The organism is Variovorax gossypii, from assembly GCF_003965815.1.
Lineage (GTDB): Bacteria > Pseudomonadota > Gammaproteobacteria > Burkholderiales > Burkholderiaceae_C > Variovorax > Variovorax gossypii.
Genome location: NZ_RXOE01000002.1, coordinates 847,099 through 872,208, shown reverse-complemented (window position 1 = coordinate 872,208; position 25,110 = coordinate 847,099). Strand labels below are relative to the sequence as shown.

Here is a 25,110-nt window from a genome sequence, read left to right as displayed (position 1 = left end):
TCGTCAGCCCCGCTTGGTGGCGATGAGCGAGCGCACGTCGGTGGCCGGCAGGCTCGGGCGGTTCTTCTCCACGCTGGAAAGCGGCTCCACCTCGCGCAGGCTCGCGAGGCTGCGCACCGTGAGCGCCTGGTAGGTCTGCGTGCCTTCGAGCTTCCAGGCGATCTCGTCCTCGCTCAGCTCGCGCTTCACCTTCGCCGGAATGCCCGCCGCCAGCGAGCGCGCCGGCACCTTCATGCCGGCCGGTACGAAGGCGCAGGCCGCGACGATGGCCTTCTCGCCGATCTCGGCCTCGTCCATCACCACCGCGTTCATGCCCACCAGCGCGTCGCGCCGCACGATGCAGCTGTGCAGGATCGCGCCGTGGCCGATGTGGCCGTTGACCTCGACCACCGTGTCGTGGTCGGGAAAGCCGTGAATGCAGCAGTGGTCCTGCACGTTGGAGCCCTCCTCCAGCACGATGCGGCCGAAGTCGCCGCGCAGGCTGGCGCAGGGGCCCACGTAGCAGTTGGGGCCGACGATCACGTCGCCGATCAGCACCGCGCTGGGATGCACGTAGGCGCTCGGGTCGACGACCGGGATCACGCCGTCGATGGAATAGCTGGGCATTCGCTCTGTCTCCTTCTTTGCCTGACTCTTTGCCTGACTTCTCGCGGGTATCAGGGTTTGCCCTGAATCAACCCTGCTTGTGTCGTCGTCTGGGTCGATCCTAAAATCAACCGAACGGTCGGTCAATAGTGTTTGCACGCCGACCCGTACCCACAAAGGATGAAAGAGACACTCGATGACTGAGCCTTTGGTACTCACCAGCAACGCCGGCGCCGTCCGCACGCTGAGCCTCAACAGGCCGGCCGCCCTTAACAGCTTCACGACGCAATTGCACGAAGCGCTGATGGCGGAGCTGGAAGCCGCGGCGGCCGATGCGAGCGTGCGCTGCGTAGTGCTCACCGGTGCCGGCCGCGCCTTCTGCGCCGGGCAGGACCTGGCCGACCCGTCGGTCGCGCCCGACCCGATACCCGGCGCCGCACCAAAGGACCTGGGGCACGTCATCTCCACTTATTACGCCCCGCTGGTCTCGCGCCTGCGCTCGATGCCCGTGCCGGTGGTCGCCGCCGTCAACGGCGTGGCCGCGGGCGCCGGCGCGAATCTCGCGCTGTGCTGCGACCTCGTGGTGGCCGCCCGCTCGGCGAGCTTCATCCAGGCCTTCACCAAGATCGGCCTCGTGCCCGACACCGGCGGCACCTGGCTGCTGCCGCGCCTCGTGGGTTCGGCGCGCGCGCTGGGCATCGCGATGCTCGGCGACAAGCTGCCCGCCGAGGAAGCCGAGCGCATCGGCCTGATCTGGCAGTGCGTGGACGACGCAGCGCTCGCCGAAACCACAGCCGCCCTCGCATCGAAGCTCGCCGGCATGCCCACGCGCGCCCTGGTCGCCACGCGCGAGGCCATGGCCGCCGCACAGGACATGGACCTGGGCGCGGCCCTCGCCGAGGAAGCCCGCATCCAGCGCGACATGGGCAACGCAGCCGACTACCGCGAAGGCGTCGAGGCATTCCGCGCCAAGCGCGCCCCCGTTTTCAAGGACCGCTGAGCCATGGCCGACACCGTTTCTTCTTCCCGCACGCCCCAGCAGACGGCCGAGTACGTCCGCGACGGCATGTTCGCCAACGACAACGCCAGCAAGGGCCTGGGCATGCGCATCGTGGAGGTCGGCCCCGGCCAGGCCACCATCGAGATGCGCGTGCGCACCGACATGCTCAACGGCCACGCCATCTGCCACGGCGGCTTCATGGCCACGCTGGCCGACTCGACCTTCGCCTTCGCCTGCAACTCCTACGACGAGCTGACCGTGGCCTCGGGCTTCGCCATCGACTTCATCGCGCCGGCACGCGAAGGCGACGTGCTCACCGCGCGCTGCCACGAGGTGTCGAAGGCCGGGCGCACCGGCGTGTACGACACCGAAATCACCAACCAGCGCGGCGAGCGCATCGCGATCTTCCGCGGCCGCTCCTACACGGCCAAGGGCCGCCCGGCCGTTCCGAACGCCGCAGCCGCCTGAGGAGACAACACACCATGACAGTCAAACGCCCCGCCCCCGGCGAACTCGAGCCCATCGAAACCGCCAGCCGCGACGAGATCGCGGCGCTGCAGCTCGCCCGCCTGCGCACCACGCTGCAGCGCGCCTACGAGAACGTGCCCCACTACCGCAAGGCTTTCGATGCCAAGGGCGTGCACCCCGACGACCTGAAGTCGCTGGCCGACCTGTCGAAGTTCCCGTTCACGGTGAAGAGCGACCTGCGCGACAACTACCCCTTCGGCATGTTCGCCGTGCCGCGCGAGAAGGTGGCACGCATCCATGCTTCGTCGGGCACCACCGGCAAGCCGACCGTGGTGGGCTACACGCTGCAGGACATCGACACCTGGGCCGACCTCGTCGCCCGCTCCATCCGCGCGGCGGGCGGCCGTCCCGGCGACATGGTGCACGTGTCGTACGGCTACGGCCTCTTCACCGGCGGCCTGGGCGCGCACTACGGCGCCGAGCGCGCGGGCTGCACCGTCATCCCGATGTCGGGCGGCCAGACCGAGAAGCAGGTGCAGCTCATCCAGGACTTCAAGCCGAACATCATCATGGTCACGCCCAGCTACATGCAGGTGATCATCGAGCAGTTCGAGCGCCAGGGCCTCGACGCGAAAGACAGTTCGCTCAAGGTCGGCATCTTCGGCGCCGAGCCGTGGACCGAAGCCATGCGCCGCGACATCGAGGCCAGGGCCGGCATCGACGCGGTCGACATCTACGGCCTCAGCGAAGTGATGGGCCCCGGCGTGGCCAGCGAATGCGTCGAGAGCAAGGACGGCCCAGTCATCTGGGAAGACCACTTCTACCCGGAGATCATCGACCCCGAGACCGGCGAGCTGAAGGCCGACGGCGAGGAAGGCGAACTCGTCTTCACATCGCTGAGCAAGGAGGCCATGCCGATCGTGCGCTACCGCACGCGCGACCTCACGCGCCTCTTGCCGCCCACCTCGCGCTCGTTCCGCCGCATGGGCAAGATCGTCGGGCGCAGCGACGACATGATGATCATCCGCGGCGTCAACGTCTTCCCCACGCAGGTGGAGGAGATCGTGCTCGCGCACCAGGCGCTCTCGGGCCTCTACCAGGTGCACGTGAGCCGCGCCGACAAGCTCGACCAGGTCGAGATCCACTGCGAGCTCAAGCCCGCCGACGTCGCATCGGCCGACCGCGCCGCCATCGGCGACTGGCTGCAGCACCGCGTGAAGACGCTCATCGGCATCTCGACGCGCGTGGTGGTCCACGGGCCCGACGAGATGGAACGCACCCAGACCGGCAAGGCACGCCGCGTGATCGACACGCGCCCGCGCTGACCAGGCCACTTCCAACATCCACCGAAAGGACACGCACATGTACACCCAGGCAATGGACACCATGGGCAAGGACGCGGGCGACGGCAAGCAGAAAGTCGTCCGCTCCGCCGAGGAGATGCAGCTCGAGGAGCGCTTCGACGCCCACATCGACGCCGGCGACTTCATCGAGGCGAAAGACTGGATGCCCGAGCACTACCGCAAGACGCTGGTGCGCCAGATCAGCCAGCACGCGCACTCGGAAATCGTCGGCATGCTGCCCGAGGGCAACTGGATCAGCCGCGCGCCCACGCTCAAGCGCAAGGCCATCCTGCTGGCCAAGGTGCAGGACGAAGGCGGCCACGGCCTCTACCTTTATGCAGCCGCCGAAACGCTGGGCACTTCGCGCGACCAGATGTTCGAGGCGCTGCACAGCGGCAAGGCCAAGTACAGCTCGATCTTCAACTACCCCACGCTGACCTGGGCAGACATGGGCACCATCGGCTGGCTGGTGGACGGCGCGGCCATCATGAACCAGGTGCCGATCTGCCGCTGCTCGTACGCGCCGTATGCGCGCGCCATGATCCGCATCTGCCGCGAGGAGAGCTTCCACCAGCGCCAGGGCTACGAATCGCTGCTGACCATGATGACCCACGGCACCGACGCGCAGAAGGCGATGGTGCAGGACGCGGTCAACCGCTGGTGGTGGCCCTCGATCATGATGTTCGGCCCGCCGGACGACCAGTCGCCCAACAGCGCGCAGTCGATGCGCTGGGGCATCAAGCGCTTCAGCAACGACGAGCTGCGCCAGAAGTTCGTCGACGCCACCGTGGAGCAGGCCCGCATCCTCGGCGTGACCCTGCCCGACCCCGACCTCAAGTGGAACGAGGAGCGCCAGGCGCACGACTTCGGCGCCATCGACTGGAGCGAGTTCTGGCGCGTGATCGGCGGCGACGGCCCCTGCAACCGCGAACGCCTGCAGGCCCGTGTCGACGCCTGGGAAGACGGCGCATGGGTGCGCGAAGCCGCACTCGCCCACGCCAACAAGCAACAACCAATCAAGGAAGCAGCATGAGCACCGAAACGAAACAGGAATGGCCTCTGTGGGAGGTGTTCGTGCGCAGCAAGGCCGGCCTCGACCACAAGCATTGCGGCAGCCTGCACGCGGCCGACCCGAAGATGGCCATCCAGATGGCACGCGACGTCTACACCCGCCGCCAGGAAGGCAGCAGCATCTGGGTGGTGCGCTCCGACCAGATCGTGGCCAGCGACCCGGGCGAGAAGGACATGTTCTTCGACCCGGCCGAAGACAAGGTGTACCGCCACCCGACCTTCTACGCGCTGCCCAAGTCCGTCGACCACATGTGAGCGGACGGAACGTCATGCAAGCATCGATCGAACTGAACCGCACGCCCGCCGTGCAATACCTGCTGCGCATCGGCGACACCTGCCTGGTGCTCGCGCAGCGACTGGGCGAATGGTGCGGCCACGCGCCCGTGCTGGAGGAAGACATCGCGATGGCCAACATCGCACTCGACCTCGTCGGCCAGGCCCGCGCGCTGCTCACTCACGCGGGCAAGCTCGAAGGCGAAGGCCGCGAGCACGACGAGGACCAGCTCGCCTACCTGCGCGACGAGCGCGACTACTTCAACCTCACCATCGCAGAACTGCCGCGCGGCGACTTCGCCTTCGCCGTCGTGCGCAACACGATGGTGTCGACGCTGCTGAAGCTGCTGTGGCAGCGCCTCGCGGCGTCCAACGACAGCGAAGTGGCGGCCATCGCCGGCAAGGCGCTGAAGGAAGCGCGCTACCACCAGCAGCACTCGGGCGACTGGGTGGTGCGGCTTGGCGACGGCACCGACGAATCGCGCCGCCGCACCGAGAAGGCGCTGAAGCAGCTGTGGCTCTACATGCCCGAACTCTTCTTCAGCGATGAGGTGGATGCCGCGGCCAGCGCCAGCGGCCTCGGCCCCGCATGGAGCGAACTGCGCGAACCCTGGCTCGCCGAGATGCAGCAGGTGCTGGACGCGGCCGGCCTCGCCATGCCGAAGGAAGCCGCCTTCCGCAGCACCGGCAAGCACGGCGTGCACAGCGAGCACATGGGCTACATCCTCGCGGAGATGCAGCACCTGCAGCGCTCCTACCCCGGAGGCGTGTGGTGATGAACGCCCTGGCCTCGCGCGTCGATGCGGCATGGGCCGTGCTGAACACGGTGCCCGACCCCGAGGTGCCGGCCGTGTCGGTCTGCGACCTCGGCATCGTGCGCGAGGTGATCGAGCACGACGACGGACTGGAGATCGTTCTCACGCCGACCTACTCCGGCTGCCCCGCCACCGAGGCCATCGAGCACGACGTGCTGGCCGCCGTCGAGCAGGCCGGCCTCGGCCGCGCACGCGCCACCCTGCGCCGCGCGCCCGCCTGGACCAGCGACTGGATCAGCGACGAAGGCAGAGCCAAGCTCAAGGCCTACGGCATCGCGCCGCCCGCTCACCTCACGCCCGAAGTCGCGGCCAACACCGCCATGCCGATCAAGCTCTTCGGCCGCATCGCCGGCGAACGCATCGCCTGCCCGCGCTGCGCAAGCGAGCGCACCGAGCGCCTCTCCGCATTCGGCTCCACCGCCTGCAAGGCCCTGTACCGCTGCATGGCCTGCCGCGAGCCCTTCGAACATTTCAAGCCCATATGAAGAAACACCCCCAGGCTTCGCGCACTTCGTGTCGCTTCTCCTCCCCCCTCAAGGGGGCGTTGCCAGTGGCCCGGCAAAGCCGGCTCCACGGCAACCCTGGAAAAACGCTTGGCAATCCGGAGCACCTGGCATGAGCACCCTCTTCCACCCCTTGCGCGTGAAGGCCATCGAGCCCGACACGCACGAGGCCGTCATCGTCTCCTTCGAGGTGCCGGCCGACCTGCAGCAGGTCTTCGGCTTCACGCAGGGCCAGTACCTCACGCTGCGCCACGACATCGACGGCCAGGACCTGCGCCGCTCCTATTCGATCTGCGCCGGCCTCGACGACGGCGAGCTGCGCGTCGGCGTGCGCAAGGTGCGCGGCGGCGTGTTCTCCAACTGGATCAACGCGAGCCTCAAGCCCGGCGACACCCTGCAGGTGATGGCGCCGCAGGGCCGCTTCTTCGTGCCCATCGAGCCGGCATCGGCGCGCCGCCACGTCGGCATCGCGGGCGGCAGCGGCATCACGCCCATCCTGTCGATCATGAAGACGGTGCTGGCGCGCGAGCCGCACAGCCGCTTCACGCTGATCTACGGCAACCGCCAGCTGCAGTCCACGATGTTCAAGGAAGAAATCGAGGACCTGAAGAACCGCTACATGACGCGCCTCGTGCTGCAGCACGTGTTCTCCGACGAGCACACCGATTCGCCCCTGGGCTTCGGCGTGATGAACCGCGAGAAGATCGGCGAGTTCCTCTCAAGCGTGGTGCCGGCAGCGGACATCGACCACGTGTACGTGTGCGGCCCCTTCCAGATGAACGACGAGGCCGAGGCCGCGCTGCTGGCGGCGGGCGTGCCGGAAGACCGCATCCACATCGAGCGCTTCGGCGTCGCGCTGCCCTCGGCCACGCAGGTGGGCGCGGTGGTGCACGAGGCCCAGCCCGGTGACGCGAAGCAGTCGCGCATCACCATCGTGCGCGACGGCCTGCAGCGCGAGATCACCTTCACCGAAGGGCAGCCGAGCATCCTCGACGCGGCATCGGCCGCCGGTCTCGAGGTGCCGTTCTCGTGCACCTCGGGCGTGTGCGGAACCTGCCGCGCGAAGTGCGTGGACGGGGAAGTCCGCATGGAAAGAAACTTCGCGCTCGACAAGAATGAAGTGGCCGCGGGTTTCGTATTGACCTGCCAGGCGCACCCCCTGACCGAACGCGTCACGCTGTCGTTCGACGAGCGCTGAGATACTTCAGGCCTCAACTTTTCATTTCAACCGGAGACAAGCCAACCATGAAATTCTTCAAGCCCCTGCTGACCGCCGCCCTTTGCGCCTCGGCCCTCGCGGCCTGGGCCGACGTCAACGTCGGAGTGACCATCTCGGCCACGGGCCCGGCAGCCTCGCTGGGCATCCCCGAGAAGAACACCATCTCGCTGATGCCCAAGACGATCGGCGGGCAGAAGATCAACTACATCGTGCTGGACGACGCCTCCGACACCACCGCGGCCGTCAACAACACGCGCAAGCTCATCGCCGAGAACAAGGTCGACGTGATCCTGGGCTCGACCACCACGCCGGCATCGCTGGCCATGATCGACGTGGCCAGCGAAGCGCAGACGCCGATGATCTCGGTGGCCGCCTCGGCCCGCATCATCGAGCCGATGGACGCCAAGAAGAAGTGGGTGTTCAAGACGCCGCAGAACGACATCATGATGTCGCTGGCCATCGCCGAGCACATGGCCGCCAACGGCGTGAAGACCGTCGCCTTCATCGGCTTCTCCGACGCCTACGGCGAAGGCTGGTCGCAGGAGTTCGCCAAGGCCGCCGACCTGAAGAAGATCAAGGTCGTGGCCAACGAGCGCTATGCCCGCACCGACACCTCGGTGACCGGCCAGGCCCTGAAGATCATGGCCGCCAAGCCCGACGCGGTGCTTGTCGCCGGCTCCGGCACGCCGGCCGCGCTGCCGCAGAAGACGCTGAAGGAACGCGGCTACACCGGCAAGATGTACCAGACCCACGGCGTGGCCAACGCCGACTTCCTGCGCGTGGGCGGCAAGGACGTGGAAGGCACCTTCCTGCCCGCCGGCCCGGTGCTCGTGGCCGACCAGCTGCCCGCCAGCAACCCGGTGAAGAAGTCCGCCCTCGCCTATGTGGCCGCATACGAAGCCGCCTACGGCAAGGGCTCGGTCTCGACCTTCGGCGCGCACGCCTGGGACGCCGGCCTGCTGATGAGCTCGGCCGTGCCGGCCGCGCTGAAGAAGGCACAACCGGGCACGCCCGAGTTCCGTGCCGCGCTGCGCGACGCGCTGGAGCAGACCAAGGACGTGTCGGGCGCGCACGGCGTGTTCAACATGACCGCCGCCGATCACCTGGGTCTGGACCAGCGCGCACGCGTGATGGTCAAGATCGAAAACGGCACCTGGAAATACCAACCATAGGCTCGCCCCCAGGCTCCGCGCACTTCGTGTCGCTTCTCCCACCCCCTACCGGGGGCAACACCAGAGGCCCGGCAAAGCCGGTTCCTCGGTGTTCCTGAACTGAGTCACGGGCGACGCCCGAAGGTTGTTTTATGGATTTGCAGATCGCCCTGTTGCTCGGGCAGGACGGCATCGTGAACGGCGCGGTCTACGGACTGATGGCGCTCGCGCTGGTGCTGGTGTTTTCGGTCACTCGCGTGATCTTCATCCCGCAGGGCGAGTTCGTCGCCTTCGGTGCGCTGTCGATGGCCGCGCTGCAGGGCGGCCGCGCGCCCTCGACGCTGTGGCTGCTGCTGGCGCTGGCTGTGATCGTGCTGGTGGTTGAGGCCTGGCGCTGGAAGCGCGGCGCCATGGTCGACTGGCGCTCGGCGCTGACCTGGTGCGTGGCCTTCCCTGCCATCGCCGCCGTGCTGGTGCTCGGCTTCAAGCCCACCTCGCTCGCGATGCAGTCGCTCACCACGCTGGTGCTGATCGCGCCGCTGGGCCCGCTGCTCTACCGCGTCGCCTACCGCCCGCTGGCCGATGCCAGCGTGCTGATGCTGCTGATCGTTTCCGTGGCGCTGCACGGCGTGCTGGTCGGCCTGGGCCTCTTCTTCTTCGGCGCCGAGGGCTCGCGCACCAGCGCGTTCTCCGAGCTGCGCCTCGACCTCGGTGGCATTCCGGTCAGCGGCCAGTCGCTGGTGGTGGTCGGCGTCACGCTGGTGCTGGTGATCGCGATGTTCTGGTTCTTCGGCCGCTCGATGATCGGCAAGGCGCTTCGCGCCACCGCCATCAACCGCGTCGGCGCACGTCTGTCGGGCATTCCCACCGAACTCTCGGGCGACCTGAGCTTCGCGCTGGCCGCCGTGATCGGCGCCATCTCGGGCCTGCTGATCGCTCCCATCACCACGGTCTACTACGACACCGGCTTCCTGATCGGCCTGAAGGGCTTCGTGGCCGCCATCGTCGGCGGGCTCGCGAGCTATCCGCTGGCGCTCGCCGGCGCGCTGCTGGTCGGCCTGCTCGAGGCCTTCTCCTCCTTCTGGGCCAGCGCGTACAAGGAAGTGCTGGTCTTCACCCTGATCATTCCTGTGCTGCTGTGGCGCTCGCTGAACAGTCATCATGTGGAGGACGAGGAATGAACCCGTCTTCATCGACCTCCGCGTCCCCTGCCGCTAACGCGGCGCCCGAGGGCCGTCCGCTCGTGACGCCGCGCGTGCTCACCCTCGTCTTCATCGTCGCGCTCGCGCTGGCCTGGGGCTGGCTGCCCGAGTTCACCGTTTCCGTGCTCAGCAACATCGGCCTGTACGCCCTGGTGGCGGTGGGCCTGGTGCTGCTGACCGGCGTGGGCGGCATGACCTCCTTCGGCCAGGCCGCCTTCGTCGGCATGGGCGCCTACGCCACCGCATGGATCTGCACCTCGCCCACGGCCGCCGGCTGGCTCGGCGGCATCGCCGGCTCGGCACTGGTGCCCTGGCTCGGCCTGCTGCTGGGGTTGGTGCTGACCTTCGCGCTGGCCTGGGCGCTCGGCGCGGTCACGCTCAAGCTCTCGGGCCACTACCTGCCTCTGTGCACCATCGCCTGGGGCCTGAGCCTGTACTTCCTGCTCGGCAACATGGAGTTCCTCGGCGGCCAGACCGGCATCACCGGCATTCCGCCGCTGGTGGTGGCGGGCGTCTCCTTCGCCACGCCGCGCATGCTGGGCGTTGTGATCTGGGCCGTGCTGCTGCTCGCGCTGTGGGCCATGCACAACCTGCTCGACTCGCGCGAAGGCCGCGCCATCCGCGCGCTCAAGGGCGGCCGGCTGATGGCCGAATCGATGGGCGTGGACACCGCGCGCCACCGCATCAAGCTCTTCGTGCTGGCGGCCCTGCTCGCGGCCATCTCGGGCTGGCTCTATGCGCACATGCAGCGCTTCGTGAACCCTACGCCGTTCAACCTCAACATCGGCATCGAGATGCTGTTCATGGCGGTGGTCGGCGGCGCGGGCCATCTCTGGGGCGCTGTGCTCGGCGCCACGCTGATCACCCTGCTCAAGGAAAAGCTGCAGGACGTGCTACCCGCGCTGCTGGGCACCAGCGGCAACTTCGAGGTGGTGGTGTTCGGCCTGCTGATGCTCTTCGTGCTGCAGCGCTTTGCCGACGGCCTGTGGCCCACGATCGCGCGGCTCGCTCGCCGCTGGGTGCGCGAAGTGCCCCGCGCTGCTGGTGCCGGCCCCGCCGCATCGACCACGGCCCAGCTCGCGCAGCGCGCGGTGCCAGCAGCCGGCACCCTGCTGCTGCAGGCCGACGGCGTGAGCAAGCGCTTCGGCGGCCTGGTGGCCAACAACGACATCTCGATGACACTGAAGGCCGGCGAGGTGCATGCGCTGATCGGCCCGAACGGCGCCGGCAAGAGCACCTTCTTCAACATGATCTCGGGCGTGGACGACCCGACCACGGGCGAGGTTCGCCTGGTGGGACAGGCCATGTCGGGCAAGCCTTCGCGCGCCTTCGCGTCGCTGGGCCTTGGCCGCACCTTCCAGCACGTGCGCCTGCTGGGGCAGCGCAGCGTGGTGGAGAACGTCGCGCTCGGCGCTCATCTGCGCGCAAAGCGCGGCTGGCTCGCGGCGATGCTGCGTCTGGATCGCGCCGAGGAAGCCGCGCTCATGGCCGAAGCCCGTCGCCAGATCGAACGCTGCGGCCTCGGCGCGCATGCCGACACGCCCGCCGCGTCGCTCTCGCTCGGCCAGCAGCGCGTGGTGGAAATCGCCCGCGCGCTCGCCGGGCAACCGTCGGTGCTGCTGCTCGACGAGCCCGCCGCCGGCCTGCGCCATCTCGAGAAGCGCGCGCTGTCCGAGCTGCTCGCGCAGCTGCGCGCCGAAGGCCTCGGCATCCTCGTGGTGGAGCACGACATGGAGTTCGTGATGAACCTCGCCGACCGCATCACGGTGCTCGAATTCGGCACCGTCATCGCAACCGGCACGCCCGCCGAAGTGCAGGCCAACCCGCGCGTGCTCGAGGCCTACCTCGGCGGCGCCGACGACGAACTGCTGGAAGACGCACGATGAGCCACCCCTTGCTTCAACTCGACGGCTTCTGCGTCGCCTACCGCACCGTGGAAGCGGTGCACAGCGTGCGCCTGCAGGTGAACGAAGGCGAGATCGTCACCGTGATCGGACCCAACGGCGCCGGCAAGACCACGCTGCTGTGCGCGGCCATGGGCCTGCTGCCTTCCACCGGCCAGCTGCTGCTGGACGGCGAGCGCGTCGCGCGTCCCAGCGTCGAGACCATGGTGTCGCGCGGCGTCGCGCTGGTGCCCGAACGGCGCGAGCTGTTCGGCGAGATGTCGGTGGAAGACAACCTGCTGCTCGGCGGCTTCTACCAGTGGCGCAAGGGCAAGCGCGACCAGCGCGCACGCATGGACGAGATCTTCGCCATCTTCCCGCGCCTGCAGGAACGCCGCGCGCAGATGGCCTCCACGCTCTCCGGCGGCGAACGCCAGATGCTGGCCATCGGCCGCGCGCTGATGGCACGCCCGCGCCTGCTGATGCTCGACGAACCCTCGCTCGGCCTCGCCCCGCTGGTGGTGCGCGAGGTGCTGCGCGTGGTGTCGCAGCTGCGCAGCCACGGCGTCTCGGTGCTGCTGGTGGAACAGAACGCCCGCGCCGCGCTGCAGGTGGCCGACCGTGCCTATGTGCTCGAAATGGGCGCCGTCGCGCTCGAAGGCAAGGCGCGCGACCTGCTGCACGACCAACGAATCATCGACACCTATCTCGGCATCGGCAAGAAGGAGTGACTTGACTTTCACCCTCCCCCGCTGGGGGGAGGGCAGGGGTGGGGGCACAGCGGCCTCCACCGCCGCGCAGCCTTCGAGGACGGGGCTGCCCCCATCCCAGCCTTCCCCCAGCGGGGGAAGGAGCAACACGCAAAGGACTCGCACCATGACCACCACTCTCCAAAGCTACATCGCCGGCCGCTGGATCGGCCAGCAGGCCGCGCAGCAGCTGCGCAGCGCCGTCAACGGCAAGCCCGTGGCCGCGACGCACGCCGAGGCCATCGACTTCGCCGAGGCGCTGGCCTACGCGCGCCGCACCGGCATCCCGGCGCTCATGAAGCTCGACTTCCAGCAGCGCGCCGAACGCCTGAAGGCGCTGGCCAAGTACCTGGCCGCGAACAAGGAAACGCTCTACGCCATCTCGGCCCACACGGGCGCGACGCGCGCCGACAGCTGGATCGACATCGAAGGCGGCGCGGGCACGCTGAGCGCGTACGCCGGCATCGGCACCAACGAGCTGCCCTCGGGCAACCTGGTGCATGAGGGCCCGGCCTTCCCGCTCGGCAAGAAGGGCGGCTTCGCGGGCACGCACATCCTGGTGCCGCGCGGCGGCGTGGCGGTGCACATCGACGCCTTCAACTTCCCGGTGTGGGGCCTGCTCGAGAAGTTCGCGCCCAGCTTCCTCGCGGGCATGCCCTGCATCGGCAAGCCGGCCACTGCCACCAGCTATCTCACCGAGGCGCTGGTGCGGCTCATCGTGCAGTCGGGCATCCTGCCCGAGGGCTCGCTGCAACTGGTCATCGGCAGCACGGGCGACCTGCTCGACCGGCTCGAAGGCCCCGACGTGGTCACCTTCACCGGCTCGGCCGACACAGCCGCGAAGCTGCGCGTGCATCCGAACATCGTGCGCCAGTCGATCCCGTTCAACGCCGAGGCCGACTCGCTCAACTGCGCGATCCTCGCGCCCGACGTGACGCCCGACGACGAGGAGTTCGATCTCTTCGTGAAGGAAGTGGCGCGCGAGATGACCATCAAGGCCGGCCAGAAATGCACGGCCATCCGCCGCGCGATCGTGCCGCGCCAGCACCTGGACGCGGTGGCCGAGCGCCTGCGCGCGCGGCTGGCCAAGACCGTGGTGGGCGACCCCTCGCGCGAGGAAGTGCGAATGGGAGCGCTGGCCTCGCGCGACCAGCAGGCCGACGTGGCCGAGCGCGTCGCCACGCTGCTGAAAGGCGCGGAGCTTGTGTACGGCGAGCGCGACGGCTTCTCGCCGGTGGGCGACGGCGTGGGCGAAGGCGCCTTCTTCGCGCCCACGCTGCTGCTGAGCCGCAAGCCGCTGGAACACGACGCCGCGCACGACGTGGAGGCCTTCGGCCCCGTCAGCACGCTGATGCCCTACGACGGGATCGACGAGGCGCTGGCACTGGCCGCACGCGGCCGGGGCAGCCTGGTCGGCACGCTGGTCACGCGCGACCCAGCCACCGCGGCCAAGGCCATTCCCGCGGCCGCCGCATGGCACGGCCGCCTGCTGGTGCTCGACCGCGAGGCCGCCGCCGAATCGACCGGCCACGGCTCGCCGCTGCCGCAGCTCAAGCACGGCGGCCCGGGGCGCGCCGGCGGCGGCGAGGAGCTGGGCGGCCTGCGCGCGGTGAAGCACTACCTGCAGCGCACCGCCGTGCAGGGCTCGCCCACCATGCTGGCTGCCATCACCGGCGAACACGTGCGCGGCGCGGCCGTGCGCGAGAGCGAGGTGCACCCCTTCCGCCGCTACTTCGAGGACCTGCGCATCGGCGACTCGCTGCTCACGCACCGCCGCACGGTGGGCGAGGCCGACATCGTGGCCTTCGGCGGCATCTCGGGCGACTATTTCTACATGCACTTCGACGAGGTGGCGGCCAAGGAGTCGCCCTTCGGCAAGCGCATCGCGCATGGCTACTTCGTGCTGTCGGCGGCGGCGGGCCTGTTCGTATCGCCTTCGCCGGGCCCGGTACTGGCCAACTACGGTCTCGACACGCTGCGCTTCACCAAGCCCGTGGGCATCGGCGACACCATCCAGGCACGCCTGACCTGCAAGCGCAAGATCGACCGCAACAAGAAGGACGCGAGCGGCCAGGGCCAGGGCGTGGTGGCATGGGACGTGGAAGTGACGAACCAGGACGGTGAACTGGTCGCCAGCTACGATATCCTGACCCTCGTTTCCAAGAAGCCCGAACCGCTCTCCACCTGATGTTCACCCTCTTCGACCTCACCGGCAAAGTCGCGCTCGTCACGGGCGGCAACGGAGGCATCGGCCTCGGCATGGCCCAAGGGCTTGCAAAGGCCGGCGCGCGCGTCATCGTGGCCGCGCGCAACGCGCAGAAGTCGGCTGCCGCGGTCGAGGCATTGAAGGCACTGGGCAGCGACAGCTTCGCGCTCGAGGCCGACGTGAGCGACGAGGTCTCGGTGAAGAAGCTGTTCGACGAGGCGGCCGCGCGCTGCGGCCGGCTGGACATCCTCGTCAACAACGCCGGCACCACGGTGCGCAAGCCGGTCGACCAGCTCGCGCTGGACGAGTGGCACAAGGTGATGGACACCAACCTCACCAGCGCCTTCCTCTGCAGCCGCGCCGCGCACCCGCACCTGAAGGCCGCTGGCGGCGGCAAGATCATCAACATCGGCTCGATGATGTCGATCTTCGGCGCAGCCTACGCACCGGCCTATGCGGCGAGCAAGGCTGGCATCGTGCAGCTCACCAAGTCGACGGCGCTCTCGTGGGCGCCCGACAACATCCAGGTCAACGCGATCCTGCCGGGCTGGTTCGAGACCGAGCTGACCGACGGCGCCCGCAGCCAGGTTCCGGGCCTTTACGAGCGCGTCACGGCCCGCGCCGCGGCCGGCCGCTGGGGTCAGCCGGCCGACATCGCCGGCACCGCCGTGTTCCTCGCCAGCGCCGCCTCCGACTACGTGACGGGCACGGCAATTCCCGTAGACGGCGGCTTCTCTATTTCGGGCTGAAGCCCGCGGGCCGTGTAAATTCGCCCGCCATGCTCTTCTGGATCCAGCTCTTTCTTCTCGTCGCCGGCTCGGCCGCGCTGGTGTACGTGTCGCGCGGCCCCCTGAGCCAGCCGGGCTCGCACGGCTTCTACCGTTTCTTCGCGTGGGAATGCATGCTGGTGCTGATCGTGGTCAACCTGCCCGTGTGGCATGACGACCCGTTCTCGCCGAAGCAGATCATTTCCTCGCTCTTCTTCGTGCTGTCGATCTGGCTGCCGATACACGCGGTGCGGCTGCTCAAGGCACAGGGCAAGCCGAGCGATGCACGCAGCGACGACCCGGCGCTCTACGGCTTCGAGAAGACCTCGGCCATCGTCAGCAGCGGCGCCTTCCGCTATATCCGCCACCCCATGTACACGGCTCTGCTGCTGCTGGCCTGGGGCGCCTTTCTCAAGCAGTTCACCTGGCTCACGCTGGCGCTGGTGCTCGCGGCCACCGTGCTGCTGATCATGACGGCGCTGCGCGACGAGCAGGAATGCATCGCGCATTTCGGCGACGACTACCGCGCGTACATGCGCGGCACGCGGCGCTTCATCCCGTTCGTGTTCTAGGGCCTGTTCGCCCCATTCAAGGGGGCGCAAGGCCTTCCGCCGCGCCAGAGAGACAGCGCCCCGCGAGGGGCACTTTTCACGTTGCCTCGATGCTCAGCACGCCTTGCCGTGGGCGACGTGCGCGCCCTTGGCCTTCGCATCGGCTTCGGACATGTACGAGCCGCGCTTGGTCTTGCCGAAATACTTGTCGTTGGCGCAGTGATAGACCTTGCCGTTGACCCACACCTGGCCGGCGGTGGGCACCGCTGCGGGAGCGGCGGCAGCAGGCGCGGCGGCTGGCTTGGTCGCTGCCGGCGCGGGTGCAGCGGCAGCAGGCGCAGCAGCGGGCTTTGTCGCTGCCGGAGCAGGCGCAGCGGCAGCAGGTGCTGCAGCAGCCGGTGCCGCGGGGCTGGTCGTCGCGGGAGCGGATGGCTGCTGTGCAAAAGCAGAGACGGCAAAGACGGAACTGGCCGCCAGCAGGAAAAGGGTCTTCTTCAAGATCGCTCCTTGTGAATCGCACGAAAGCACGTGCATGTTGCGACCAACGCCTCCGCGGCAACGCAGTTGACGAATGTCTCTCCCGATATGTGACGAGCCGTACGGCGCGAGACCTATTTCACGTATGCAAGGAAGAGATGAGGCTTCGCGGCTTCTGCGAGGCCTTCGCTGTCGGCGCAAGCGTGTGCGCACGAGTTGTTCCCTTCGGATCGAGCGCCAGTACGGGAGATCGCAGGCGCTGCCGATCCGGATCCGAACCATCGAAAAGGGAAGAACATGAAGATCACGCTGACCTCTCTCGCCATCGCCGCCGCACTCCTCGCAGGCTGCGCATCCGAGCAAGCAACCCATACGGCCGTAGGCACCGGTGCCGGCGCGGCAGTCGGCGCGGGTGTGGGCAACCTCATCGGCCGCGACAAGAAGAGCACGGCCATCGGAGCGGCGGTCGGTGCTGCCGTCGGCGCGGGCGTCGGCTACAACTGGACCAACATCCGCAACAAGCTCAGCAACCAGACCGCGGACACTGGCACGCAGATCATCGATCAGCCGGACGGCTCGCTGAAGCTCAACATTCCCAGCCAGGTGACCTTCGACACCGACAGCGCCACCATCAAGCCATCGTTCCGCAACGTCCTCGACGGCGTGGCCCAGACGATCGCGCAGGAGCCCAACATCAATGCGCGCGTGGTCGGCCACACCGACAGCACCGGCAATGCCGAGCACAACATGGCGCTGTCGCAGCGCCGCGCGCAAAGCGTGGGCGCCTACCTGGTCGACCATGGCGTGAAGAGCGCGCGCCTCTCGACCGAGGGACGAGGCCAGACCCAGCCCGTGGCGAGCAACGCCACCGAAGACGGGCGCACGCAGAACCGCCGCGTCGAGATCTACCTGAAGCCGGTCTCGCAGTAAGCGAAGGCCAAACGCGGCGCGCACCGGGCCGTTGCCGGACGGTGCGGTCCCGTCAGGCGACGACGGCCTCGCCGGAAGCCGCCTGCACCGGAACATGCGAGCGCTCTTCCTTGATGCGATTGGCATCGTCGACGAACACCAGCCTGGGCTCGTGGTTCGCCACCTGGTCCTCTGGCACCAGTCCGAACGCGGCGATGATGATCAGGTCGCCCACCGACGCACGACGCGCAGCCGATCCGTTCACCGAGATGATGCCGCTGCCGCGCTCGCCGCGAATCGCGTAGGTCACGAAGCGCTCGCCGTTGTTGATGTTCCAGATATGGACCTGCTCGTTCTCGGCCATGTTGGCGGCATCGAGCAGGTCTTCATCGATGGCGCAAGAGCCTTCGTAATGCAGTTCGCAGTCGGTCACTGCGACGCGATGGATCTTGGACTTGAGCAGGGTACGGAACATGGAGCGGGTTCTTTCTCTCTGGCAAAGGACAGGGTTGACTGTCGTTCATCGATGAACGGCGCGCCGGCTCACTGAAGGCCACGGGCACGCGGGGGCGAAGAATAGCCGAGGCACGGTCAGCCTCCGGACAGGCAACCGACGAGCGCCCTCGAAGACCCTTTCATACGCGCGTCATCTTCAACCTTGCGGGATGCTGACCCGCACGATCAGGTTCCGTTCACACGAGCCTCCTAGCATTCCCTCATGCTGTTGCTGCTCGCGCGCGTTCGCCGTTTTGTCGAGGCACACCACAAGGCGTGGTGCGTCGCGGGCATCCTGCTGATTTTTCTGCAGCCCTTCATCGCAGTGCATTTCCGCTGCGACGGGCTGGAAGACGAGCCGATGCTGCGGGTACGCAGCGCGAGCGACACCACGCAGTTCGAAGCCGACGATCGCGCGGACCATCCGACGGACCGCGAGACCACCGTGTTCGCGCAGGCACCTGCAAGCATCGATCACCCCGATGCATTCGACCTTGCGCTGAGTGCGTTGATGGCAATGGTGCTTGCACTGCTGCCGCTGGCGGTGGCTGTCTCACGGCTCGCCGTTCCCATCGTGCGCGAAGCGCCCGAACACGTGCCGCCGCACGGCGGTGCACCGCCTCCGGCGCAACCCTGGCGGCGCCTGCCGCCGACCGTCGCCCCGCCTTCCGCCACCTGAGACACGACGCCTCGCGCGTCGGGCGGTCTGCTGCGTCACGCAGCGGGCTTTCTCTTCCCTGTCGAAAGGTCCGACATGTCCGGTTTCCATTGCTGCGCCCGTTGCGCCGCGCGGCATCGCACGTCCTCTGTTTTCCAGAACCCGCCGAAGGTGGCGTCATGAATGCGCTGAACCTCTCGCTCTTCCAATGGCTCACGGCCGGCAGCCACCCGACCCCGTGGGTGCTTTTCATCGCATCGGCCTTCGCGCTCTGGGGCGCCTGGCTGTGCGCTGGCGTTCTCGTCTACGCGCTGTGGCGGCATCGCGCCGACCGCGCCTATCTGTTCATCGTCGCGGCCCTCTCGGGCTTCGCGTCGATGGTCTCGCATGCGATCGCGACCTCGCTGAACACGCCGCGCCCCTTCATGCTGGGGCTGGCTCCCTCGTACATCGAGCACGCGGGCCGTGGTTCGCTGCCGAGCACGCACGCGACCGTGATGTTCATGGTGGCGCTGGCCTTCCTGCTGCGCCCGAGCCTGCGCAGGTTGAGCGTGCCGCTGCTGGTGCTGGCCGCCGCCACTGGCTGGGCACGCGTCTACGTGGGCGTGCATTTCCCCATCGACATCGCGGCCGGGCTGTTGCTCGGAGCCGCGATTGCCGGCCTGGCCGCCGTCGCGCAAAGGCTCGCGCACCGATTCGTTTCTTTTCCAACGTCGCCAGCCGGCCGCACTCGCGACAACACGAACGCGGCCGCTTCGCCATGGAGGCTTCCATGATCTCTTCGACCGACAACAGCAGGCATTCGCGACCGCCGATCCGCCTGCCGCAGGCCGACACCCCCGCGCCGCTCACGGACACCGCCGTGGCGTCCGCACCGCCGGCCGGCGCGCGCAGCATCTCCTGCGTGATCCCGTGTTTCAACGAGGCGGCGAACCTGCGGCACCTGCTGCCGCTGCTGGAGGACATCCTCTGGGCCACGCACATGCGCTGGGAGATCATCGTGGTGGACGACGGCAGCACCGACGACACTGCCGCCGTGGCCGAGGCGTGGTGCGAACTCTCGGGCTTTCGCTGCATCTCGCTGTCGCGCAACTTCGGCAAGGAAGCCGCGCTCACCGCCGGCCTCGCCGCCGCCACGGGCGATGCGGTGGTACTGCTCGACGGTGACCTGCAGCACTCGCCCGAGCTCATCCACACCATGATCGCGCAGTGGGCGGCCGGCGCGGAGGTGGTGTACGCGGTGCGCCGGGAACGCAGCGACGAAAGCCGCTTCAAGCAGGTCGGCAGCAGGCTCTTCTACAACCTGCTCAATGCGTCGGACCGCTTCGCCGTGCCCAGGGACGCGGGCGACTTCCGGCTGATGGACCGCAAGGTGGTCGACGCGCTCATGAGCCTGCCCGAGCGCAGCCGCTTCATGAAGGGCCTGTACGCCTGGGTCGGCTTCCGCGCGGTGGCGCTGCCCTACACGCCCGCGCCGCGCGCCGAAGGCAAGAGCACCTTCAACGCGCGCCGCCTGGTGCGGCTGGCCATCGACGGGCTCACGGCCTTCACCACATGGCCGCTGCGCGCGGTCAGCGTGGCCGGCCTGATGCTGGCGGTGCCGGCATTCGCCTACGGCGCCTACGTGGCCATCGACTACCTGCTGTTCGGCAACGAGGTCTCGGGGTGGACCACCATCGTCGTGAGCCTGATGTTCTTCATCGGCATCCAGATGATCTCCACCGGCATCGTGGGCGAGTACATCGCGCGCATCTACGAGGAGGTCAAGGGACGCCCGCTGTACGTGGTTCGCCACGAACGCGGCACGGGACTCGAGACCGGGAAGACATGAAACGGTCGACCTCCGCATCGTGGACTGTCCCTCAACCGTCATGGCTCATCGTCGCTCTCCTCACCTGGCTGCTGGCCACGGCATGGATCCGCCCGCTGATGGCGCCCGACGAAGGCCGCTACGGCGGCGTCGCCCTGGCAATGCTGCGCTCGGGCGACTGGCTGGTGCCCCGGCTCGACGGACTGCCCTTCTTCCACAAGCCGCCGCTCTTCTACTGGATCGGCGCGGCCGCGATGGCGGTCACTGGTCCGGTCGAGTGGGCGGCACGGCTGCCTTCGATCCTCGGCGGGGGCGCGGCGGCGGCGGCGCTCTTCCTCTTCCTGCGCCGGTGGTCGACGGCGCGGCTGGCACTGCTGTCCACGGTGGTGCTGGTGACCACGCCCTTCTTCTTTCTCGGCGCGCAGTTCGCGAACCTCGACATGCTGGTGGCGGGCTGCATCTCGGGCACGGTGCTGCTGGCGGCCGGCGCGGCGCTGGCCAGGGAGCGCGAGGAGCCATGGCGGGCACTGCTGGCCGGCGCCTACCTGTTCGCCGCGGCCGGGCTGCTGGCCAAGGGGCTGATCGGCCTCGTGCTGCCCGCCCTGGTGATCGCGGCGTGGTGCGCGGCAACGCGCAGGCTCGCGGCGCTGCGGCTCGCGCTGTGGCTGCCGGGCTGGGCCGTCCTGCTGATCGTGGCCGGCCCGTGGTTCGTCGCCATGCAGATGAAGTACCCGGAGTTCTTCGACTACTTCGTCGTCACGCAGCACTTCCGCCGCTTCGCGTCCACGGGCTTCAACAACGAGCATGGCTTCTGGTTCTACCTGCCGGTGCTCGCCGGTCTCACGCTGCCATGGTTCGCATGGGTGTTCGTGCCTCGCGGGGCGGACGACTCCGCGCGGCACCGCCAGCCCGACATCGACCGGCTGATGTGGATCTGGCTCGCGGTGATCGTGGTGTTCTTCTCGCTGCCGCGCTCCAAGCTCGTCGGCTACGTGCTGCCCGCGCTGCCGCCGCTGGCGTACCTGATCGCGCAGCGCGTGCTGGCGGGCCGCTCGCTGGAGGCTCTGCTGCCAAGGGTGCGCGCGACCACGCTGGCCGCGGCCGTGGTGTGCATCGGCTGCGTGATCGCCGTCGCGATGTATGCTTCGCCGCCGGGCACGCGGCTGAAGCTGCCGGCTGGGCAAGCGGTGGCACCGGGTGACCAGGTGCTGATGCTCGACAGCTACCACTACGAGATCCCCTTCTACTGGAACCTGCGCGAACCGGTGCTGGTGTCGGACGACTGGAAGGCCGCCGCCCTCGACACGCGCGACAACTGGCGCAAGGAGATCTCGGATGCCGCCCGGTTCGACCCGGCGCACGCCGCGCGCACGCTGGTCGATCGCACGCAGCTCGCGGACACGCTGTGCGTGCCCCGCACCACCTGGCTGGTCGGTTCGAACACGGCGCAGCTCGCGAACCCCTGGCTCTTCCGTGCGCAACTGGTGGCGGTGAACGACGGCCTCGCCGCCTGGCGCTTCGCGGGCAGCCCCACCGGCGATCCGCACTGCCTGGATGCACCGCTCGCGCCGGCACCCGCTTCGGCACAGTCCCCGGGAACGCACGGCGATGAGTGAGCCGCCTCGCTACCTCTGCATCTGCGCCGATGACTTCGGCATGAGCGCGGGCATCAACTCGGCCGTCCTCGATCTCGCCGAACAGGGAAAGATCTCCGCGACCGGCGGCATGGTGCGCCGCGAAGCCTGGCTGGCCGGCGCGAGGATGCTCAGGCGCCTCGACCCTGCACAGTTCGACGCCGGCCTGCATCTGGACCTCACCCGGCCCGCTCGTGCCGGCGCCCCCGAGCCCGGACTGGGCGGACTGCTCGCGCGGACCTACACGCGCACGGTGTTCGCACCCGGCCTGCAAGCCGACATACGCGACCAGCTGACACGCTTCGAGGACGCCATGGGCCGTGCGCCCGTCTTCGTGGACGGGCACCGGCACGTGCACCAGTTCCCGGTGGTGCGCGAGCTGCTGGTGGAAGAGATCGTGCGGCGCTATGCGGACGCGCCGCCGTGGATACGCAGCACGGCGCCGGGCTGGCGCCACGGCCCCGATCGGCTGAAGGTCCGGGTCATCCATTCGCTGGGCGGCTCTCGGCTGAACGCATTGGCCGCGAAGCGCGGCATTCCCACCAGCAGCCGGCTCCTGGGGGTCTACGACTTCTCCGGGGACATGGAGCAGCACGAGCAGCGCCTGTCGGACTGGCTGTCGGCCTGCCGCACCGGCGACGTGCTCATGTGCCACCCCTCAACCGGCATCGTGTCCGGCGATCCGCACGGCAGCGCGCGGCAGCGCGAGTACACGGCGCTGCTCGGGTTGCAACTCGCGGCGGCCGGCGGGAGTGGGAGGATCGAGCTTGCGCCGCTGTCGCAAACCCTGCGGCAGGCTCGATGAAAACCTCATCAAAAAATTTCATGACCTGTTAGCAGCCTGCAATATCCGCCGAATGGATACGAATTCGCTATAGCGCCGGAAAGCACGGGCAGCACGGGTTCACACTTCCGTATCAACAAGGACAAGAACAAGGGCCGAAACCCTACTGAAGCCGCTCTTTCACGCAGGTAGCGGTGCTTAGAATCGCCGTCGGTTCAGGCTCACGCCCAGCCTTCACTCCCCGGAGAAACGCGGTGTCCTTGTCGTTCGGTGCAGTCGTCGTCACGTACTTCCCCACCGACGGGCAGCTGGCCAATCTCCGTACGCTCGCGCAATCGTGCCCGCGCCTCTGCGTGGTCGACAACACACCCGAAGCAGGCAATTGGCACGGCGCGCTCGCCGGCCCGGGCATCACCGTGCTGCACAACGGCAACCGCGGCGGCATCGCGGGAGCGTTCAATTGCGGCATCGCCGAACTCGAAGCGCAACGCGCCGAACTCTTCTTCCTGCTCGACCAGGATTCGGTGCTGCCGCCCGGCTACTTCGACGACATGTGCAAGGCAGCGGCGATAGCCGGCGAACGAGATGAAGGAGCAGCCTTCCTGATCGGCCCGCTCGTGTACGACACCAACCTCGATGCGCTCATTCCGCAATTCGGCCTCGAGGGCAAGCGCGTCTACCAGTTCGATCTGCGCAAGCCATTCACCGAGCCGCTGGTCCGCTGCGCCTTCATGATCTCTTCGGGCTCGCTGATTTCGCGCGCTGCGTGGACCCAAATCGGCCGCTTCGACGAACGCTACGTGATCGACCACGTCGACACCGACTACTGCATGCGCGCGCTGCGCGGCGAAGTGCCGCTCTACCTGAATCCGGCCGTCGTGCTGCGGCACCAGATCGGCGACCTCCAGGCCCGGTCGCTGTTCGGCTGGAAGATCTACGTCATCAACTACCCGGCCGCGCGGCGCTACTACCTGACGCGCAACGCGCTCGATCTCTCGCTCGCTCATGTGCGTGCCTTCCCCGCGATCCTGTTCATCAACGTCTATACGCTGAAGCAGATCCTTCCCATGCTGATCTTCGAGCGCGACCGCCTGCGCAAGAGCCTCGCGCTGATGTTCGGCGTGCTCGACGGCCTGCTCGGCCGGCTGGGAGGCATCCGCGAGGCGCGTCCCCGCGTGGGCGAGTACCTGAGCCGCAACAACGGCTGAGCAACGGGCCCGAACGACCCCGCGATGAACTCGCCCCTTCAAGCACCACGAGCACGCCGCGCCGCGCTCGCCTTCATCTTCGTCACCGTCCTGATCGACTTCCTGGCGTTCGGGCTGATTCTTCCCGGCCTGCCGCACCTGGTGGAGCGCCTCGCCGGCGGCAGCACCGCGACGGCGGCGTACTGGATCGCGTTGTTCGGCACGGCATTCGCGGTGATCCAGTTCATCTGCTCGCCCATCCAGGGCGTCCTGTCCGATCGTTTCGGGCGGCGGCCGGTGATCCTGCTGTCGTGCCTCGGGCTGGCCATCGACTTCGTGTTCATGGCCCTGGCCGACAGCCTGCCGTGGCTCTTCATCGGCCGGGTGGTGTCGGGCGTGTTCTCGGCCAGCCTCACAGCGGCCAATGCCTACATCGCCGACGTGACGACGCCGGAAGAGCGCGCCAAAAGCTACGGCATCGTGGGCGCGGCGTTCGGCGCGGGCCTGGTGCTCGGGCCGGTGCTCGGCGGGCAGCTGAGCCACATCGATCCGCGCCTGCCGTTCTGGTTCGCGGCCGGCCTGACGATGCTCAACGTCTGCTACGGATGGTTCGTGCTGCCCGAGTCGCTGCCGCCTGAGCGGCGCAGCCCCCGGTTCGACTGGTCGCACGCCAACCCGATAGGCTCGCTGGTGCTGCTGAAGCGCTATCCGCAGGTGTTCGGCCTCGCGGCGGTGATCTTCCTCATGAACCTCGCGCAGTACGTGTACCCGAGCGTGTTCGTGCTGTTCGCCGACCGGCAGTTCGGCTGGAAGGAAGACACCGTGGGCTGGGTGCTCGGCCTCGTGGGCGTGCTCAGCGTACTGATCAACGTGCTGCTGATCGGGCCGGGCGTGAAGCGCTTCGGCGAGCGAAGCGCCCTGCTGTTCGGGCTCGGCTGCGGCGTGCTCGGCTTCGTGATCTACGGCTTTGCCGACGTGGCCTGGATCTTCCTGGTCGCGCTTCCCTTCGGCACGCTGCTGACCTTCGCCGCACCGGCGGCGCAGGCCCTCGTCACCCGGCAGGTCGAGCCCGCCGAGCAGGGCCGGGTGCAGGGCGCGCTGACGAGCCTCGTGTCGGTGGCCGGCATCGTCGGGCCCGCGATGTTCGCGGGCAGCTTCGGCTACTTCATCGACGCTGGCTCGCCAGTGCAGTTGCCGGGCGCGCCGTTCTTCATTGCCGCGGTGTTCCTGGGCATCGGCGTGCTGATCGCGTGGCGCTACACGCGGCCGGCGGCGCAGGCGCGCAGCACCGCCGCAGCGGTCGAGCCGACCTGATGCAGCCGGTCGCGTAACATCCGCGCCACCCTCCTTCCGCGCCCTCCCGCCCGTCC

General features: G+C 68.3%; 26 protein-coding genes. 23 read left to right on the top strand and 3 right to left on the bottom strand.

The window, feature by feature from the left end:
* Nucleotides 1-3: 3 nt before the first annotated feature.
* A complete protein-coding gene (locus EJP69_RS11695) occupies nt 4-606 on the bottom strand; it encodes a phenylacetic acid degradation protein PaaY (RefSeq protein ID WP_126470222.1) in 603 nt (200 codons plus the stop codon).
* Between the two features lie 175 nt (nt 607-781).
* On the opposite strand from EJP69_RS11695, the gene EJP69_RS11690 reads away from it, so the two are divergent.
* The 15 genes from EJP69_RS11690 (at nt 782) to EJP69_RS11620 (ending at nt 15,807) form a co-directional block, all read left to right on the top strand.
* Nucleotides 782-1,585 carry an enoyl-CoA hydratase-related protein gene (locus tag EJP69_RS11690; RefSeq protein WP_126470220.1) on the top strand — a complete coding sequence of 268 codons (804 nt, stop codon included), beginning with the start codon at nt 782-784 and terminating at the stop codon, nt 1,583-1,585.
* A gap of 3 nt (nt 1,586-1,588) precedes the next feature.
* Nucleotides 1,589-2,053: a hydroxyphenylacetyl-CoA thioesterase PaaI gene (gene paaI / locus EJP69_RS11685; RefSeq protein ID WP_093196211.1), complete on the top strand. Its 465-nt coding sequence runs from the start codon at nt 1,589-1,591 to the stop codon at nt 2,051-2,053.
* A gap of 14 nt (nt 2,054-2,067) precedes the next feature.
* The gene (paaK, locus tag EJP69_RS11680; protein WP_126470218.1) at nt 2,068-3,378 is read left to right on the top strand and encodes a phenylacetate--CoA ligase PaaK; all 1,311 of its coding nucleotides are present in this window, start codon (nt 2,068-2,070) and stop codon (nt 3,376-3,378) included.
* A 37-nt stretch (nt 3,379-3,415) separates the two neighbouring features.
* Nucleotides 3,416-4,429, top strand: coding sequence for a 1,2-phenylacetyl-CoA epoxidase subunit PaaA (paaA, locus tag EJP69_RS11675; RefSeq protein WP_126470216.1), 1,014 nt, complete (start codon nt 3,416-3,418; stop codon nt 4,427-4,429).
* Nucleotides 4,426-4,722 (top strand): 1,2-phenylacetyl-CoA epoxidase subunit PaaB, encoded by a 297-nt coding sequence (paaB, locus tag EJP69_RS11670; protein WP_093196214.1) that lies wholly within the window; start codon nt 4,426-4,428, stop codon nt 4,720-4,722. The genes paaA and paaB overlap by 4 nt, the downstream gene beginning before the upstream one ends.
* Nucleotides 4,723-4,736: 14 nt before the next feature.
* Nucleotides 4,737-5,516, top strand: coding sequence for a 1,2-phenylacetyl-CoA epoxidase subunit PaaC (gene paaC, locus EJP69_RS11665; protein ID WP_093196215.1), 780 nt, complete (start codon nt 4,737-4,739; stop codon nt 5,514-5,516).
* On the top strand, nt 5,516-6,040 hold the full coding sequence (gene paaD, locus EJP69_RS11660) for a 1,2-phenylacetyl-CoA epoxidase subunit PaaD (RefSeq protein WP_126470214.1): 525 nt from the start codon (nt 5,516-5,518) through the stop codon (nt 6,038-6,040). The genes paaC and paaD overlap by 1 nt, the downstream gene beginning before the upstream one ends.
* 130 nt (nt 6,041-6,170) lie before the next feature.
* Entirely contained in the window at nt 6,171-7,256 is a 1,086-nt protein-coding gene (gene paaE, locus EJP69_RS11655; protein WP_126470212.1) for a 1,2-phenylacetyl-CoA epoxidase subunit PaaE, read from the top strand.
* 47 nt (nt 7,257-7,303) lie between these two features.
* Nucleotides 7,304-8,449 carry an ABC transporter substrate-binding protein gene (locus EJP69_RS11650; RefSeq protein WP_093196218.1) on the top strand — a complete coding sequence of 382 codons (1,146 nt, stop codon included), beginning with the start codon at nt 7,304-7,306 and terminating at the stop codon, nt 8,447-8,449.
* Between the two features lie 131 nt (nt 8,450-8,580).
* Nucleotides 8,581-9,609 (top strand): branched-chain amino acid ABC transporter permease, encoded by a 1,029-nt coding sequence (locus tag EJP69_RS11645; protein WP_093306046.1) that lies wholly within the window; start codon nt 8,581-8,583, stop codon nt 9,607-9,609.
* Nucleotides 9,606-11,516, top strand: a complete 1,911-nt coding sequence (locus tag EJP69_RS11640; RefSeq protein WP_126470210.1) for a branched-chain amino acid ABC transporter ATP-binding protein/permease — start codon at nt 9,606-9,608, stop codon at nt 11,514-11,516. Before EJP69_RS11645 ends, EJP69_RS11640 begins: the two co-directional genes overlap by 4 nt.
* Nucleotides 11,513-12,244: an ABC transporter ATP-binding protein gene (locus EJP69_RS11635; RefSeq protein WP_126470208.1), complete on the top strand. Its 732-nt coding sequence runs from the start codon at nt 11,513-11,515 to the stop codon at nt 12,242-12,244. Before EJP69_RS11640 ends, EJP69_RS11635 begins: the two co-directional genes overlap by 4 nt.
* A 145-nt stretch (nt 12,245-12,389) precedes the next feature.
* Nucleotides 12,390-14,450: a phenylacetic acid degradation bifunctional protein PaaZ gene (paaZ, locus tag EJP69_RS11630; RefSeq protein ID WP_126470206.1), complete on the top strand. Its 2,061-nt coding sequence runs from the start codon at nt 12,390-12,392 to the stop codon at nt 14,448-14,450.
* The gene (locus tag EJP69_RS11625) at nt 14,450-15,217 is read left to right on the top strand and encodes an SDR family NAD(P)-dependent oxidoreductase (protein WP_126470204.1); all 768 of its coding nucleotides are present in this window, start codon (nt 14,450-14,452) and stop codon (nt 15,215-15,217) included. Before paaZ ends, EJP69_RS11625 begins: the two co-directional genes overlap by 1 nt.
* Nucleotides 15,218-15,246: 29 nt before the next feature.
* On the top strand, nt 15,247-15,807 hold the full coding sequence (locus EJP69_RS11620) for a methyltransferase family protein (RefSeq protein WP_093196224.1): 561 nt from the start codon (nt 15,247-15,249) through the stop codon (nt 15,805-15,807).
* A 93-nt stretch (nt 15,808-15,900) separates the two neighbouring features.
* Here EJP69_RS11620 and EJP69_RS11615 read toward each other — a convergent pair whose 3' ends face one another.
* A complete protein-coding gene (locus EJP69_RS11615) occupies nt 15,901-16,284 on the bottom strand; it encodes a hypothetical protein (protein ID WP_093306051.1) in 384 nt (127 codons plus the stop codon).
* Between the two features lie 276 nt (nt 16,285-16,560).
* On the opposite strand from EJP69_RS11615, the gene EJP69_RS11610 reads away from it, so the two are divergent.
* Nucleotides 16,561-17,193 carry a YiaD family glycine zipper/OmpA-like lipoprotein gene (locus tag EJP69_RS11610; protein WP_093196226.1) on the top strand — a complete coding sequence of 211 codons (633 nt, stop codon included), beginning with the start codon at nt 16,561-16,563 and terminating at the stop codon, nt 17,191-17,193.
* Between the two features lie 52 nt (nt 17,194-17,245).
* Here EJP69_RS11610 and panD read toward each other — a convergent pair whose 3' ends face one another.
* Complete coding sequence (panD, locus tag EJP69_RS11605) at nt 17,246-17,647, bottom strand: aspartate 1-decarboxylase (protein WP_093196227.1); 402 nt, start codon at nt 17,645-17,647, stop codon at nt 17,246-17,248.
* A 243-nt stretch (nt 17,648-17,890) separates the two neighbouring features.
* Between panD and EJP69_RS11600 the strand changes: the two genes are divergently transcribed.
* The 7 genes from EJP69_RS11600 to EJP69_RS11570 all read left to right on the top strand — a co-directional run bounded on the left by EJP69_RS11600 (nt 17,891) and on the right by EJP69_RS11570 (nt 25,054).
* Nucleotides 17,891-18,346 carry a hypothetical protein gene (locus EJP69_RS11600; RefSeq protein WP_240652119.1) on the top strand — a complete coding sequence of 152 codons (456 nt, stop codon included), beginning with the start codon at nt 17,891-17,893 and terminating at the stop codon, nt 18,344-18,346.
* 158 nt (nt 18,347-18,504) lie between these two features.
* Nucleotides 18,505-19,101: a phosphatase PAP2 family protein gene (locus tag EJP69_RS11595; protein WP_126470202.1), complete on the top strand. Its 597-nt coding sequence runs from the start codon at nt 18,505-18,507 to the stop codon at nt 19,099-19,101.
* Nucleotides 19,098-20,156, top strand: coding sequence for a glycosyltransferase family 2 protein (locus EJP69_RS11590; protein WP_126470200.1), 1,059 nt, complete (start codon nt 19,098-19,100; stop codon nt 20,154-20,156). The genes EJP69_RS11595 and EJP69_RS11590 overlap by 4 nt, the downstream gene beginning before the upstream one ends.
* Nucleotides 20,153-21,751, top strand: coding sequence for an ArnT family glycosyltransferase (locus EJP69_RS11585; protein ID WP_126470198.1), 1,599 nt, complete (start codon nt 20,153-20,155; stop codon nt 21,749-21,751). The genes EJP69_RS11590 and EJP69_RS11585 overlap by 4 nt, the downstream gene beginning before the upstream one ends.
* Nucleotides 21,744-22,574 (top strand): ChbG/HpnK family deacetylase, encoded by an 831-nt coding sequence (locus EJP69_RS11580; protein WP_126470197.1) that lies wholly within the window; start codon nt 21,744-21,746, stop codon nt 22,572-22,574. The genes EJP69_RS11585 and EJP69_RS11580 overlap by 8 nt, the downstream gene beginning before the upstream one ends.
* Nucleotides 22,575-22,807: 233 nt before the next feature.
* Nucleotides 22,808-23,761, top strand: a complete 954-nt coding sequence (locus EJP69_RS11575; protein WP_126470195.1) for a glycosyltransferase family 2 protein — start codon at nt 22,808-22,810, stop codon at nt 23,759-23,761.
* Between the two features lie 24 nt (nt 23,762-23,785).
* Nucleotides 23,786-25,054 (top strand): TCR/Tet family MFS transporter, encoded by a 1,269-nt coding sequence (locus tag EJP69_RS11570; RefSeq protein WP_126470193.1) that lies wholly within the window; start codon nt 23,786-23,788, stop codon nt 25,052-25,054.
* The last annotated feature ends 56 nt before the right edge of the window (nt 25,055-25,110 follow it).

What these genes read in the sequence shown, in the direction of transcription:
- panD (WP_093196227.1), bottom strand. Translation starts at nt 17,647, where the DNA reads ATGTTCCGTACCCTGCTCAAGTCCAAGATCCATCGCGTCGCAGTGACC.
- EJP69_RS11590 (WP_126470200.1), top strand. Translation starts at nt 19,098, where the DNA reads ATGATCTCTTCGACCGACAACAGCAGGCATTCGCGACCGCCGATCCGC.
- paaD (WP_126470214.1), top strand. Translation starts at nt 5,516, where the DNA reads ATGAACGCCCTGGCCTCGCGCGTCGATGCGGCATGGGCCGTGCTGAAC.
- EJP69_RS11595 (WP_126470202.1), top strand. Translation starts at nt 18,505, where the DNA reads ATGAATGCGCTGAACCTCTCGCTCTTCCAATGGCTCACGGCCGGCAGC.
- paaI (WP_093196211.1), top strand. Translation starts at nt 1,589, where the DNA reads ATGGCCGACACCGTTTCTTCTTCCCGCACGCCCCAGCAGACGGCCGAG.
- EJP69_RS11620 (WP_093196224.1), top strand. Translation starts at nt 15,247, where the DNA reads ATGCTCTTCTGGATCCAGCTCTTTCTTCTCGTCGCCGGCTCGGCCGCG.
- EJP69_RS11580 (WP_126470197.1), top strand. Translation starts at nt 21,744, where the DNA reads ATGAGTGAGCCGCCTCGCTACCTCTGCATCTGCGCCGATGACTTCGGC.
- EJP69_RS11650 (WP_093196218.1), top strand. Translation starts at nt 7,304, where the DNA reads ATGAAATTCTTCAAGCCCCTGCTGACCGCCGCCCTTTGCGCCTCGGCC.
- EJP69_RS11585 (WP_126470198.1), top strand. Translation starts at nt 20,153, where the DNA reads ATGAAACGGTCGACCTCCGCATCGTGGACTGTCCCTCAACCGTCATGG.
- paaC (WP_093196215.1), top strand. Translation starts at nt 4,737, where the DNA reads ATGCAAGCATCGATCGAACTGAACCGCACGCCCGCCGTGCAATACCTG.
- paaZ (WP_126470206.1), top strand. Translation starts at nt 12,390, where the DNA reads ATGACCACCACTCTCCAAAGCTACATCGCCGGCCGCTGGATCGGCCAG.
- EJP69_RS11695 (WP_126470222.1), bottom strand. Translation starts at nt 606, where the DNA reads ATGCCCAGCTATTCCATCGACGGCGTGATCCCGGTCGTCGACCCGAGC.
- paaA (WP_126470216.1), top strand. Translation starts at nt 3,416, where the DNA reads ATGTACACCCAGGCAATGGACACCATGGGCAAGGACGCGGGCGACGGC.
- EJP69_RS11570 (WP_126470193.1), top strand. Translation starts at nt 23,786, where the DNA reads ATGAACTCGCCCCTTCAAGCACCACGAGCACGCCGCGCCGCGCTCGCC.
- EJP69_RS11645 (WP_093306046.1), top strand. Translation starts at nt 8,581, where the DNA reads ATGGATTTGCAGATCGCCCTGTTGCTCGGGCAGGACGGCATCGTGAAC.
- paaE (WP_126470212.1), top strand. Translation starts at nt 6,171, where the DNA reads ATGAGCACCCTCTTCCACCCCTTGCGCGTGAAGGCCATCGAGCCCGAC.
- EJP69_RS11635 (WP_126470208.1), top strand. Translation starts at nt 11,513, where the DNA reads ATGAGCCACCCCTTGCTTCAACTCGACGGCTTCTGCGTCGCCTACCGC.
- EJP69_RS11625 (WP_126470204.1), top strand. Translation starts at nt 14,450, where the DNA reads ATGTTCACCCTCTTCGACCTCACCGGCAAAGTCGCGCTCGTCACGGGC.
- paaK (WP_126470218.1), top strand. Translation starts at nt 2,068, where the DNA reads ATGACAGTCAAACGCCCCGCCCCCGGCGAACTCGAGCCCATCGAAACC.
- EJP69_RS11640 (WP_126470210.1), top strand. Translation starts at nt 9,606, where the DNA reads ATGAACCCGTCTTCATCGACCTCCGCGTCCCCTGCCGCTAACGCGGCG.
- EJP69_RS11600 (WP_240652119.1), top strand. Translation starts at nt 17,891, where the DNA reads ATGCTGTTGCTGCTCGCGCGCGTTCGCCGTTTTGTCGAGGCACACCAC.
- EJP69_RS11690 (WP_126470220.1), top strand. Translation starts at nt 782, where the DNA reads ATGACTGAGCCTTTGGTACTCACCAGCAACGCCGGCGCCGTCCGCACG.
- EJP69_RS11610 (WP_093196226.1), top strand. Translation starts at nt 16,561, where the DNA reads ATGAAGATCACGCTGACCTCTCTCGCCATCGCCGCCGCACTCCTCGCA.
- paaB (WP_093196214.1), top strand. Translation starts at nt 4,426, where the DNA reads ATGAGCACCGAAACGAAACAGGAATGGCCTCTGTGGGAGGTGTTCGTG.